This window comes from Indolivaga capnocytophagoides (assembly GCF_036511535.1).
Classification (GTDB): Bacteria; Bacteroidota; Bacteroidia; order Bacteroidales; family Dysgonomonadaceae; genus Dysgonomonas_A; species Dysgonomonas_A capnocytophagoides.
The window spans coordinates 3,304,718-3,318,790 of the sequence record NZ_AP028867.1; the positions used below are offsets into that span (position 1 = coordinate 3,304,718).

Here is a 14,073-nt window from a genome sequence, read left to right on the forward strand (position 1 = left end):
GAATAAGCTCAAATGACGCTGCTCCAAAAACGGGCAGCGTTTTTTCTTCCATAAAGATTTTTTATTGTAAATTTGAGAATAACGTACAAACTAAGCCTTTGATGGGATACACACCCCGAAAATATTAAGATACCATCAGACATGACAGAGAAGGAAAAGAAAGAGTTTACCGAAGCCGTTCACGAAATAGTAAGGATGATTCCTTACGGTCGGGCAACGAGCTACAGCGCATTGGCGAAGGCATCGGGATATGCCAATATGTCTCGGATGGTTGGGCGAATCATGTCAAATTCCGATTCTGTCAATAACGATATTCCCGCATACAGGGTTGTAAATAGCCAGGGTGTATTATCCGGAAAAAAAGCATTCGGCAATTCCGATGAAATGGAACAACTCCTCGAAAAAGAAGGTGTCATTATCAAAAACGACCGTATTCAAAACTGGAAGCAGGTATTCTGGAATCCAATGGATGAAATAAAGCTATAACACATGGAACAACAATACATAACCCGACTCGAAGCACGGGGCATCAAACCCACAGCAGTAAGGCTGCTTATCTTTAAAGCGATGGCAGAACAGCATCAGGCTTTCAGTTTGTCGTCACTCGAGGAAACACTTGATACAGTAGATAAGTCAACGCTTTCGAGAACCATTACCCTTTTTCACAATCAACTGCTGATACATAGTATTGACGATGGATCAGGGTCGATGAAATATTCGGTATGCAGTCCCGACTGCCAATGCTCTATCAAAGACCTTCATGTTCACTTCAATTGCACAGAGTGTAAACAGACCTTTTGTCTCGAAAGCATATCTATACCCAAGGTACAATTACCCAATGGATTTATTCTCCAAAATGTAAACTTTGTAATGAAAGGGCTTTGCGACAAATGCTCAATTAAAACATGTTAATCAGAATTTTGTAATCGAAGGATGCTTTCCTTTATACTTCGGATCGTAATTGTCTATCCACCAGTAATACATCATTGTGGCTAAGACACAGTACACAACAGCATGTATCCATAGCATTACGTACTGAAACCAGACATCGCTCAGAGAAGCACCCATGGTATTGATCTTTACAAAACCATGAATTCCGGGAGTAGAAGGAAGCAGATAGGCAATTGCCTTTAAAGGACCGGGAACTGCCGGCCAGGGCCACGATATACCCGACAAAAACAGAAACGGAACACTTGTAAATACAATAAGCAGCATAATAAACTCCCGCTGAGAAGAAAAATACGATAAGGTCATTGCAAAGAATGATGCTGCAAGTATATAGGGGAAAAGAAAAACGGCAATAGTTTCGGGGCTCCCGATCTGAGGAAGTCCGAACAGATACGGAACAACCCTCAGTACCCAGGCCGATGAAACAAAGTAAATCATACTGTAACAGAACCCTTTACCGATAGTCAGTTTCAACGGATGAATATCACGCCCCGAAAAAGTATGAGATGCCACGGTAAACCGTTTTTTATCGTTATGTGTACCAACCAGTGTACCGATACCCAACAACAGAGTTTGCTGGATAACCAATATAAGAATAGCGGGAACCAGAAAACTGGCAAACCCGTTAGATACATTATAAAACGGAATCCATTCATAATCGACGGCCTGCATAGTAGATTGGTCCTGCTCCTGCGTTCCGTATCCCATATCCTGAACCCTGATGCCTGCTCCCATTTCAAGAGAAACTTCGGTACAGGTAAGCATCATGGCCTTATAAAAAAGCATACTGCTCATATCAGAATACAGGATTACTGTAGTTTGCTTATTTGTATTGAGATCGGTACTGAAAGAAGAAGGGATAAGAATAATACCGTATACTTCTTTTTTCCTCATCATCTCACGGGCTTCTTCCATATTGGCTACATGCGCTACAACATTTACATCGGCAGCACCATCAACTTTTCGCGTAAACTCTCTCGACAAGGCCGAATTGGACTCATCAACCACTACAGCTTTCACTTCATGTACAACCTCATTATTGTACAGATAAGCATAAAGCACAGGGTACAATAATGGAACGATCACCAAAAGAAGAATAACCGCAGGATCACGAAAAACGACCTTTAGTTCGTTTATCCAAACATAATATATATCGAGAAATAATTTTTTCATAATCTTCAATCGTTATTCTTCATAAACATTCTCATAAAGAAATCTACGAATACGCCCCATAAGCAAAAGCCCTACCAGGAAGAATCCTAATAACGCCGCATAATGATAAGCCGAATACCCTAACGGAATTCCATTGAGAGCCTGATCCACATAAATTAGAAAAAAATGCCTCAACGGGAAGAGAAAGCTCAATCCGTACAGAATAGGACTCATAGCCATGGATGCAAATGAAAAGCCTGTTATCGAAAACGATATCATACCCAACAGGCTCGCCGAACTTAAAGCCAGGCGATAGTTGGGGAATACTGCCAAAAGTATAAGTCCGAAACCCTGAGCTGACAAAATAAGGCAGAGATATGCCGCACACATAGGCCAGAATCCCGAATGAAGTGGAAAATGGTTATAGCCGTACAATACCGACATAAAAAACAGCGATAAAATGAGAAACAGAGCCGTATAAGGCAACAGTTTACCGAAAACGGCTTTTACGATAGATCCTCCCGACAGATCTATCAGTTGACGTCCTGTCCCCGATTTTACCTCCGACCCTAAAGCCGATATCGTAAACATAGCCAGAATCAGAAAAAGAATACCGGGAGTAAGCACATTGTTGAGATAAACAGAATAATTGAGCATCGGATTACCTATCACATGAGCTTCTATTGAGATCGGCTGTAACACAGGCATAAGCTCTCCTTGTGTATAGCCTTTTGCTTCTCCCATCTTCAACCCTACAGATGCAGATGCAAGAACGCTTATCATCTTCATATCCTGAAACAAGAGTGAACCCGAAATCAAGAAAGCGTTATTAGTATAAAACACTATTTTAGGACGATTGCCCGATACAGCATCTTTTGCAAAATCCTCCGGTATCGTAAAGATTCCGTATACTTCGGCACGCTCCATTGCTATACGGGCTTCTTTAAACGACAAGCTCTTAAATTTAATATCGGTTTTGGCAAAAGCATCCAACTGACGAACCAACGCACGTGAGGTAGACGAATTATCAAGATCGACAACAGCTACAGGTATTTTAGTCGGCAATCCGGCACTCATCATATACATAAGTATAGCGAATGTCAACAAAGGCGCAATAATCATCCCCCAGATACAGATCTTGGAAGATATTATCCGCTTACACTCACGAACGAAAACTACCCGAAAACCGGTTTTTAAACTCATCAGTCTTTAGCGTTTTATTATAATTGACATTCCCGGTAATACATCCGGTTGATCTTCGATAAAACGACCTCTTACCTCGAAAGTTTTCCGGTCATAACCTCCGGTTGTTTTAGTCGCCTTCCAGGCTGCATATGAACCGAGGTCTTTCATATAGTAAATTTTCAGTTTTACATCTTTATTCAGTGCCGGAACAAATGCTGATATTTCTCCTCCTACCTTAAAGTCGGCTAAAAGATCTTCACGAATATTAAAGGTACCCCATTTGTCCGATAAGTCCATCACATTCATCACGGGAGCCCCCGTTCCTACTAATTCTCCTACATTGGGGAAACGATCGGAAATACGCCCGTCAACCGGTGAAATCAGGTATGTTTCATTTATATAAGACCCTACCTCGGCAACAGCACCTTTTGCTTTGGCAACCATTGCAGCAGCAGCTTCTTTATCTTCTCTCTGCGCTCCGTTTACAGCCATGTCGTATTGATACTTAGCAGCTTTTTCGGTAGCCAGAGCAGCATTGTAGTTCGCTTCCGCCTCATCTCTTTTTTGAGCCGTAGTAACTCCTTTATCAAAGAGATTCTGTACACGATTAAATGACTTCTTGGCAATGTCGCTGCCCACAATTGCTTTCTGCCACATCTCGTAAGCCGATTTCAATTGCTCCGAACGGGTTCCCCTCTGAGCCTTTTCACTTTGAGCTGCAGCACCCTGTTCTGCGGCACTGGCCTGAGAGAGTTTTGCTACAATATCGGGAGCACTAAGTATAGCGAGAGTGTCTCCTCGCTTTACATAATCACCCTCCTCTACAAAGAACTTCTCGATACGTCCCGGAACTTTACTCGATATACGAACTTCGGTTATATCGGCTTCGCCTTGCAAAGTGTTATCCTCCTGATTGAGGAAGAAAAAACCGTAAACAGCTGCTCCTATTATTACAGCGGCAAACCCAAGAATAGGAATTAGTTTAGAGCCCGATTTGTTATCTTGTGCACTCATATTTTTATTTTTTACATCATTTATTATCAGTTATTTAATATAAAAAAGGTTACAAAGGTTACACGCTTGATGTACGCTTTTTGGATGCTACTTTTTTTCTTGTAACTCGTACTGCCCGCAGGGCAAAGCAACTTGTAACTTTCTTATAGATAAAAATCAGAAGAGGGTCATGACCCTGTCCCCAACCCTACTTATTCAGTAAATTACGTCCCAGAGCCTTATTCAGATATACCTTACATAACCGAATATCAATTTTCGAATCAATAAGCTCCGAATGAGCCGAAAGCCACGCTGTATGAGCAGCCAGCACATCTGAAGCAGGAATTACACCTTCTTCAAACCCCACTGTTGCATAGCGCAAGTTCTCATCAGCTTTCTCCATATTTTTCTCTGATGAGGTGTATTTTTTATAAGCCTCATTGAGTTTAAAATTTGTCTGATTTACCTGTAGTTCTATTTTCTCTTTAGCTTCGTCGAGCTTATACTCCTGAATCCGGGTTTCAGCTTTAGCCGCATTGTATTTCGATGAGCTCGACATGAAATTCAGTGGAACTTTCAGCGTAAGCCCCAAAGTCCACATTCCCCCGAATCTGGTATCAAATCCATCAAACGAACTCGGATTTGTATACAGGTAACTGGCCATAAAAGCCAGATTAGGCATAAATTCCGATCGAGCAACCCGTTCTTTTCCTTTATAAATTTTTGTAGCCAATTCCAGACTTTTCAGCTCCGAGCGATTAACCAGAGCTTCTTCAACAGAAACCAGTTCGGGTGTATATAATTCGTCCGATACCGTTTCACTATTGTTTTCGTCCGACAATTTCACGTTCTCATCAATCGATAGTCCACAAAGCTGATTCAGAGCCATACGGGAGAGAGCCAATCCGTTATCAACTTTAGTAAGTGTCATATCCGCTTCGTTGAGTTTTACAGCTACAGATAATACATCTGCTTTTGTCGCAACCCCTTCTTGCTCCATCGTTGAAATATCGGAATGCATCTTTTCTAATAAAGATTTGTATGACTCTGCCAGTTCTTTCTTATAGGCAAGGGATACAACCTGCCAATATCCGGCATCTACTTCGGTTATAATATCCTGTAACTTTGTATCTTTTTGTGCAGCTGCCAGAGCCTGCGAATTTTTCATTATATCGTTATAAGCAACGATTTTTCCGCCCATAAACAACGGCTGAATCAATGTAACACCTCCGACCCATACATTTTTGATATCCACTTCGCCGACACTGCGTATCTTATCCCGAATCTCGTCAGGAATAGGTATTTCTGTTCCGGCAGGTATAGGAATACCTAACGAACTCAAATCGGGCATAGTTATAGAGGACGGAATAGCTGATGAAGATATTAATTGAAGATTTTTCTGATTGCGGAGATAAGCTCCTATCATCGACACTTCGGGTAAATATTTAGAGAAAGCCTCTTTCTTATTATAGAAGGCGACACGCTCCTGCTCCGAAGCCATTTTCAGATTCTTATTGTTTTGTATGGCGAGATCCCGAACCTCGTCAAGATTCAAAATTCTTTGCCCCATCATAGGGGAAATACTTATTGAAACAAAAAGCAGAATACCCAGAAAATATCGTTTTTCCATAGAATGAGTGCTAAGCAAGGTCTCAGACCTTTTTTATTTATCTTCTTTATTTAATCACAAATATAGTTGTCGGAACAATTACATATTTATAGATTACATTATTTAACTAAAATAAATAACATACGGTCATACAATTTGTTCAGAATTGTATGACCGTATTATTAAGTGAAAATAGAATGACCTATTCCCTGAAATAAATCCTCTTAACCCTTGACGAAACCGAAGTCAGTATTTCGTAAGGAATCGTATTAATTGTTTTGGCTAATTCCGTTACAGGGAGATCATCTCCAAAGATAATAACCGACTCCCCCTCTTTTACATCCAGTCCGGTTACATCAACCATCGATAAATCCATACAGACATTGCCCACAAACGGAACAAGTTTATCTTTGATAAGCACATGTCCGGCTCCGTTTCCGAACTGACGGCTCAGCCCATCGGCATATCCTATACGCAGGGTTGCGATATCCGAATCGTGCTCGACTTTGCCTTTACGCCCGTAGCCAACCGTTTCTCCAGCTTTTATATGTTTAATCTGCAATATGGTAGTACGCAAAGTGCACACATTTCGTAAGCCCGAAAGTCCGCTTGCACTGATGCCATACTGACTGATACCTAACCGTACCATATCCATCTGCTCTTCAGGAAAGCGTTCCATTCCGGCTGAGTTGAGGATATGACGCCATACAGGATATCCCAATCCATCTTGAAGCATACCTGCCAGCTTTTTAAATATAGAAATCTGCTGTATAGTAAAATCATCAAAAGACCAGCTTTCGCTTGCCGCCAGATGAGAGAAGGTAGACACAACCCTTAATGCTTTTTGTGAAGTAAGCCGATCTACTAATCTGGGTAAATCTTCTTCGGTAAATCCTAAGCGGTGCATTCCTGTATCCATCTTAATATGGATGGGAAAATCCGAAATACCACGGCGTTGTGCTTCCCGTATAAAAGCATCCAATATTCTGAAATTATACACTTCGGGTTCAAGGTATGACTCGAAAAGCTGGTTGAATCCACCTACTTCAGGGTTTAAAACAATCACAGGAGTCTTTATACCCGATTTTCTCAATAAACTGCCTTCTTCGGCAATGGCAACTGCAAAATAATCACACTTGTGATACTGCAATATTTTAGCAACCTCAACAGAGCCCGAACCGTATGCATCGGCCTTAACCATACATATCATTTTAGTTTCGGGCTTCAAACGTGAACGGTAAAATTTGAAGTTATGAACCACAGCGTCCAGATTAATATCTAAGACCGTTTCGTGGGTTTTCTGTTCGATCAATTCGGCAATACGTTCAAATTCAAAGCTGCGGGAACCTTTCAGTAATATGGTTTCGGCATGGAAATCGTTCCAAATACCCGATTCGATAAATTCTTCGGTCGTTTCGAAAAAAGCGTGAGGAATATTTTCGAATATTTGCTGCTGCTGCGAAATATGCTTACCAACACCAATGATCTTCTCGACATTAGCAGCTCTCGCCGAATCAAGAACCGAGCGGTATAAAGCCTCATCGGAATACCCCGACTGCAATATATCGGATAATATCAATGTTTTCTTTTGAGATTCCTCGGTTGCCTGCTGTCCAAGGAAAGAAAGGGCGATCTTTAACGAATTAATATCGGAGTTGTAAGTATCGTTTACAATAATATTCTGATTCTTTCCCTGACGCACATCCAGACGCATGGCTACCGGTTCGAGCTGACGCACTTTCTTTTGGATAATGTCGATAGAAGTGGTGAGATAAAGAGATACGGCTATAGCACTGGTTACGTTCTCGATAGAAGCATCGTCAACAAAAGGCAGTTCTATTGTAAATGGTAACCCCAGAAACGAGTATGTGATATACGAAACTGTTTCGGAACGGTCGATGCTCTGTATAAGCAGAGGGCTTGATGATCTCAGATTGTAAGACCATGTAAAACGCTTCTGAGAAAGGCATGCCGACTGCATACATTCATCGAGCAGTTGATTTCCTTCTTCACAAATTATAACATCACAATTGATAAATAATTCTAACTTTTCGAGGCATTTTTGTTTCAGATTCTGAAAATTTTCCTGATGGGCATCTCCAATATTGGTGAATACTCCGATAGTAGGTTGGATAATGCGCTGCAATTTAGCCATCTCGTTAGGCATAGAAATACCGGCTTCGAAAAGGCCTATCTCTGTATTTTCGTTCAACTGCCAAACCGATAAAGGCACACCTATCTGCGAGTTATAACTACGGGGCGAACGAGTGATACGACGTTCGGAACCCAGCAGCTGATAAATCCATTCTTTTACGATAGTTTTTCCGTTACTTCCGGTAATAGCTATTATCGGTATTTTGAAATGGTCGCGATGAAATGTCGCTGCAGCCTGTAATGCCTGCAATGTGTTTTTTACTTGTAGGAAATTCACTGCCTGCAAATTGCTCCATTCGGGTGCAATTGTATCTACCACAAAGTTCCGAATACCGAGTTTATACAGCTCTTCGATGTATTTATGCCCGTCATTATTTTTCGTTTTAAGCGCAAAAAATAATGTTTCTTCAGGATTAAAAACTTCCCGGCTATCGGTCAGTAAATGACTGATCTTATAGTCAGGAAAAGCAATTTCTTTAATTTTTAGTGTTTTAGCTATATCCGCTATCTTGTATGCCATCTTCTTTTTAGAGTAAAAGCAATTTCTAAAATAATATATACAGGCTTTAAAGCCATTAGTCGTCAAGTAGTTATTGACTGATTCTATTCTCCAACAACTCTATTTCGTTATAACAATCAAAGTAAGGATATTTCTCTCTGAAAGATTGGAGCTTTAACAAAGTTTGCCTTAAAAATTGTTGATGCTCCGGAGTATCCTCGTTAAAGGGACGGTGCAAAATTGCTCTATGGAGACTCTGCCATTGCGTATTAACTTGTTTAGTTATATCGTCAAAAAATGTATCTGCAAAAATACTCCAAATATATCGAATAGCCATATCATTCGGATGAATCATATCGTCCGAATAAAAGCGATAATCGCGAAGCTCATCAAGCACTATTTCGTAAGACGGGAAATAAAAAACTGCAGGAAAGGCCCGCTGCAATTCATCTATTGCCAATAACAATACCGACTTACTCAACTGATTGTTATGGGCTCCATCTTTCCAGTGGCGTATAGGACTTACGGTAAATAAAATCTTTAAATCCGGATTCTTCGAAAGCAGAACCTCAATCAGATCTGTCCAGTCATTCACAATATCAGAAACAGACAAACGGAAGCGGTCAAAATCCGAAGCCGGAGATTTATGGCAATTTGCAACGATTGCTCCCGATTCCTTCAACCGATAAACATAAGACGTTCCGAAAGTTATCAGCAACACATCTGCTTCCCGTAAATCGGCTGATGCTTTTTGACAGACATTGTTGATTGATAGCAGAAAACGGTCTTCATCCATTTCGCTAAATACACTATGATGGCTGTAAGACCGAAAAACGCCCTGCTGCTTAAAAATATCGGATCGGGTAAAAACTTTTTCATCCAGCAGAAAGCGCACGGATTGACTAATAGACGAAGGGTTGTATAAAACCCCAAATGGATTTACATTAACATCGAATTTATTTTCGAGCAAATATCTTCCGATATTTTCGGCAAAACACGAACCGAACATCAGCATCTTATCCTGATGCCCGACAGTCAATCCCGAACGTGGTATATCTATCTTTTTTCTGAATTCCATATATTAAGGTCTCAGACCTATTTTATTATCCACCCAAATATAAGAGCAATAATTAGCTATAACTAAGCACAAAGGTAAATAAGTTTCTAATCCCAGAATAAAACAAAAGACTATATTTGTAGATAAACCATTTAATACTCATGAATTATGAAAACGGATATCTACACTAAAATTGTATTAACTATTATTGCTATTGCTTTAAGTGCTATTGCCTTACAAAATGTAAACTTCGCAACCACCGCCAAAGCCGACACTACAGTTGCTCCACCCGCCCCTATACCAAATGCTGCACAAAGTGCGCCTGTGGATGTGAATATTACGCATGTGAATGGATATCGTATAACAGATGAACCAGGTCCAGGATACAGCACTTTTTTCTATGGTATCCCTGTGGATATTAGAAAAAAATAAAAAACATGTTGAATCTTCCATTTTTATCTATACTTAAAAACGATGGAAGAAAAGAAGAAAAAAACATTCGTTATAGAGATTAACGGAGTTAAAGAATCAACCGAAAATGTTGAGAAACTGGCAGATGCATTGGATAGACTGGATCTAAAAGTAAAAAACTCCAATACGTCGAAAGCAATAGCTGTTGCTTTCGACGATTTCATGCCTTCACTGACAAATATAGAAGGCTTATTAAAAGAGATAGCAGCTATTATCAGTAAGACTCAGCCACTGATAGAAACTACCATTAAAGCCATAAATATAACTGAAAGGATAGATAAGGAAACCAAAAAGACAAGTAAAGATGTACAAACAGGATTGACCAAAACTATTAAAGAAAAGGATGAAACACTTCCATCCTATAAAAAAGAGAAAAAAACGACTATAGATTTTATCAATAACATTAATGATGAAAAGATTCCTACAGGAGATAAAGCTCCCCAAACCGACCCTATCAAAAACCACAACGGCACTACTAATGTAGATGCCACAAGAGCACAGATAGAGTTCAGCCAGAAACAAATAGCCGAATTTCTAAAAACACTCGAAGAAACTAACAAAGCGGCAACAGTATTTTTCGCTGAAACCGAAGCCAATTACAAAACCTTGTTAGGTGATCATTTAGATACACTTGTCAACCTCGATAAAGAATCAAAAGAGTATAACGACCTGTCGGAAGATCAAAAGAAAGCGCTCGAAGGATATAAAAACTTTTTGGAAGAAAAAGACAAGTACTACAAAGACTATCTGAAAAAGAAAAACGATGTACACGTTCTTGAAGAAAAAGCACAGGAGACGAGTAATAAGATAATGCTGAAAGGGTTCACTCAGACCTTAGAGCAGATACAACTGCAATGGGAAAGATACGGAACACAATTACAAACCCTTGCTGCCAACTACACAACATTAATGGGTGTCAGTGCCGAAATATACAAAGCCGAAGCTGCCGAGGTAGGAAAATCGATAGCCGCCATAGACGAACAACTGAAAGCATCCACCGAAAAAAGAAAAGCGCTGGATGAAGAGTCTAAAACCGCCACAGGAGGAAGAATCATTGTGATAGAAGAACTAAAAGCAAGAGAGATAGCAGCCAGTCAGGAGTTGACGGCCCAGAAAAAAGAAGAAGAAACAGAAAAAGCCCGTCTCGAAAAAGAAGCCGAAAAAAGAACCAAACGGGCTCAACGCTTAAACTTAGCCATGAGTATCCCTAAAACCATTGCAGATGTGGCTAAAGGTATAGCTTCGGCTCTTTCATTAGGTTTGGTCGGTATTCCCATTGCTGCAATCATAGCAGCGCAAGGTGCGATACAAATAGCCACCGTAAAGAAACAATACGATAAAATAAATATGGAAAGCGGAGGGCTTCTTATCGGTAAACGCCACACGCAAGGCGGTATGCGTATCGAGGGATCAAATATAGAAGTCGAAGGCGATGAGTTTGTTGTCAATCGTATATCCACCCGCAAAAATCTGGGCTTAGTCGATTATATCAACCGTGAACGACGAGAACTCACAGCCGAAGACCTCACCGGATATTTCAGCCGGAGCAGAGGACAGAACTTTCCGCGAATCGAGTCGAAGCGGATATACGAATCGGGCGGCCAGCTGACCAATCTCGAAGTTGTAGATTCGGTTACCGCTCCCGAAATAAATAAGATACTGGATGCGATTTCAAATATCGACTTTCGTCCGGTCGTGTCGGTTACCGATATTGCTGATGCTCAACGAACAATGGTATCAGTCGAACGAACAGTGAACAGCTAATTTATCATCCAGCCGAATTATAAGGGCGGAACTTTGCTCCGCCCTTCTTCTCAATATTTGGTTAAAGCAGAGTCCTACACATGGCAGGGCTTATATCTTGTAGTCCATAAATCCACTTTTCGCAAACAAATGTTAAAATAAAAATTTATTACAACCCTTATATCTGATCAAAATACACCGGCTTTCGTGAAACAATATTTATCACTAACTTGCGCTTTCGTTTTTGCGAAGGCATTAGTTTCATATTATAAGAAATGAAAGCATTTAATGATATATTTTCAAGACTTAACAAGTTTATATTGTTATACTTGCCAAAGTAATAAATAGGTCTACGACCAGACAAGTAACCAGATGAAAGAATTTATAAAAGTTTTAAGGCGGTTCGTCCCCCCCTACAATAAGCAACTGATCCTCAGCTTTGTATTCAATATACTATCAGCTTTGATGAATGTAGTTTCATTCAGTCTTATTATTCCTATTCTGAATATTTTATTCAAACTCGACGACGAAGTGTATCATTATATGCCGTGGATCAACGCAGATGCCGTGACCTTCATGCAGAAAATGGAAAGTATAGGATCGGTTCTAAAAAATAACTTCTACTATTATTCAGCTCATTTTATCGATCAATACGGAGCATCTACTGTCTTATTTTGGCTAGCTGTGGCTTTAGTTATACTTACTTTTATCAAAACGGGAGTTTATTACCTGAGTTCATATTACCTGATTCCTATCCGCACTGGTGTTGTGAGGGATATCCGAAACCAGATCAATGATAAAATACTGGCATTACCTCTGTCATTCTTCTCCGAAGAACGCAAAGGAGATATTATAGCCCGTATGACGGGAGATGTAGGGGAGGTCGAAAACTCAATAATGAGTTCTCTGGATATGCTATTCAAAAATCCGATACTTATTCTGGTTTACTTCACCACTATGCTTGTTGTGAGCTGGCAGCTGACCATTTTTGTATTGATTCTCCTTCCTCTGTCGGGATTTGTCATGGGGAGGGTTAGCAAAACACTTAAACGCAGATCGACCGAAGCCCAGAATAAATGGGGCGAATTGATGGCTCAGATCGAAGAAACCCTAAGCGGATTGCGCATCATAAAAGCATTCAATGCCGAGCAAAAAGTTTCAGATCGTTTTTATAATGGAGGAAACGAGCTTCGCAAAATGTCAAACAAAATAGCCCGTCGTCAGCAGCTTGCACATCCTATGAGCGAATTTCTGGGAACCGCGACTATAGCTGTGGTATTGTGGTACGGAGGAACTCTTATTCTTGGTAACGATGCGTCTATTACGGCTTCGAGCTTTATGTTTTATCTGGTTATGTTTTACAGTATAATCAATCCGGCGAAAGAATTCTCGAAATCGGCCTATGCTATCCAGAAAGGGTTGGCATCTATGGAACGAATCGATAAGATACTTGATGCAAAAAGCGATATTAATGACCCCGAAAATCCGGTTAAATTATCCTTTAATTCGAGTATAGAATACAAAAACGTTTGGTTTAAGTACAAAAACAACTGGGTACTCCAAGATATCAATCTGACTATCCCCAAAGGAAAAACGATTGCTCTGGTAGGTCAGTCAGGTTCAGGAAAATCGACAATGGTTGATCTTCTCCCCCGTTTTTATGATGTCAACGAAGGTCAGATAACCATCGACGGAACAGATATCCGTAATGCACGCATTATGGATTTACGAGGACTGATGGGCAATGTAAATCAAGAAGCCATCTTATTCAATGATACATTCTTCAACAACATAGCTTTCGGAGTCGAAAACCCGACTATGGAAGAAGTGGAAGAAGCTGCCAAGGTAGCCAATGCACATGACTTTATCGCAGCAACCGAAAACGGGTATGATACTAATATCGGAGACAGGGGAGGCAAACTGTCGGGAGGGCAACGCCAACGGTTGAGCATAGCCCGTGCCGTACTGAAAAATCCTCAGATACTGATTCTCGATGAAGCGACATCTGCTCTCGATACCGAATCAGAACGATTAGTACAGGAAGCTCTCGAGAACCTGATGCGTAACCGTACTACTATTGTTATTGCTCACCGTTTATCGACAATAAAAAGTGCTGACGAAATTTGCGTGATGCATGAAGGGCGTATTGTAGAAAGAGGTGAACACGACGAATTATACGATCTGAACGGATATTACCGCAAATTGTGCGATATGCAGAATTTCTAAGGTATCAGACCTTTTTATTAATTAATAATTCACAGA

Annotated in this window: 11 protein-coding genes; 5 read left to right on the top strand and 6 right to left on the bottom strand. The window is 40.4% G+C overall.

Going from position 1 to position 14,073, the window contains the following annotated elements; all coding sequences use genetic code 11:
* Positions 1 to 141 precede the first annotated feature (141 nt).
* Positions 142 to 486, top strand: coding sequence for an MGMT family protein (locus AABJ51_RS13270; protein ID WP_338372891.1), 345 nt, complete (start codon positions 142 to 144; stop codon positions 484 to 486).
* A gap of 3 nt (positions 487 to 489) precedes the next feature.
* Positions 490 to 912 carry a Fur family transcriptional regulator gene (locus tag AABJ51_RS13275; RefSeq protein ID WP_338372892.1) on the top strand — a complete coding sequence of 141 codons (423 nt, stop codon included), beginning with the start codon at positions 490 to 492 and terminating at the stop codon, positions 910 to 912.
* Here the strand turns inward: AABJ51_RS13275 and AABJ51_RS13280 are convergent, their stop codons facing one another.
* The 6 genes from AABJ51_RS13280 to AABJ51_RS13305 form a co-directional block, all read right to left on the bottom strand.
* The gene (locus AABJ51_RS13280) at positions 913 to 2,121 is read right to left on the bottom strand and encodes an ABC transporter permease (protein ID WP_338372893.1); all 1,209 of its coding nucleotides are present in this window, start codon (positions 2,119 to 2,121) and stop codon (positions 913 to 915) included.
* A gap of 12 nt (positions 2,122 to 2,133) precedes the next feature.
* Entirely contained in the window at positions 2,134 to 3,303 is a 1,170-nt protein-coding gene (locus tag AABJ51_RS13285; protein ID WP_338372894.1) for an ABC transporter permease, read from the bottom strand.
* A 6-nt stretch (positions 3,304 to 3,309) separates the two neighbouring features.
* Positions 3,310 to 4,299 (bottom strand): HlyD family secretion protein, encoded by a 990-nt coding sequence (locus AABJ51_RS13290; RefSeq protein ID WP_026626668.1) that lies wholly within the window; start codon positions 4,297 to 4,299, stop codon positions 3,310 to 3,312.
* 187 nt (positions 4,300 to 4,486) lie between these two features.
* The gene (locus tag AABJ51_RS13295) at positions 4,487 to 5,908 is read right to left on the bottom strand and encodes a TolC family protein (RefSeq protein ID WP_338372895.1); all 1,422 of its coding nucleotides are present in this window, start codon (positions 5,906 to 5,908) and stop codon (positions 4,487 to 4,489) included.
* A gap of 181 nt (positions 5,909 to 6,089) precedes the next feature.
* Positions 6,090 to 8,561 (bottom strand): bifunctional UDP-N-acetylmuramoyl-tripeptide:D-alanyl-D-alanine ligase/alanine racemase, encoded by a 2,472-nt coding sequence (locus tag AABJ51_RS13300; RefSeq protein WP_026626666.1) that lies wholly within the window; start codon positions 8,559 to 8,561, stop codon positions 6,090 to 6,092.
* Positions 8,562 to 8,631: 70 nt separating this feature from the next.
* A complete protein-coding gene (locus tag AABJ51_RS13305) occupies positions 8,632 to 9,618 on the bottom strand; it encodes a GSCFA domain-containing protein (RefSeq protein ID WP_338372896.1) in 987 nt (328 codons plus the stop codon).
* 147 nt (positions 9,619 to 9,765) lie between these two features.
* Between AABJ51_RS13305 and AABJ51_RS13310 the strand changes: the two genes are divergently transcribed.
* The 3 genes from AABJ51_RS13310 to AABJ51_RS13320 all read left to right on the top strand — a co-directional run bounded on the left by AABJ51_RS13310 (position 9,766) and on the right by AABJ51_RS13320 (position 14,037).
* Positions 9,766 to 10,029 (top strand): hypothetical protein, encoded by a 264-nt coding sequence (locus tag AABJ51_RS13310; RefSeq protein ID WP_338372897.1) that lies wholly within the window; start codon positions 9,766 to 9,768, stop codon positions 10,027 to 10,029.
* 42 nt (positions 10,030 to 10,071) lie between these two features.
* Entirely contained in the window at positions 10,072 to 11,832 is a 1,761-nt protein-coding gene (locus tag AABJ51_RS13315; protein WP_338372898.1) for a hypothetical protein, read from the top strand.
* 351 nt (positions 11,833 to 12,183) lie between these two features.
* The gene (locus tag AABJ51_RS13320; RefSeq protein WP_338372899.1) at positions 12,184 to 14,037 is read left to right on the top strand and encodes an ABC transporter ATP-binding protein; all 1,854 of its coding nucleotides are present in this window, start codon (positions 12,184 to 12,186) and stop codon (positions 14,035 to 14,037) included.
* The last annotated feature ends 36 nt before the right edge of the window (positions 14,038 to 14,073 follow it).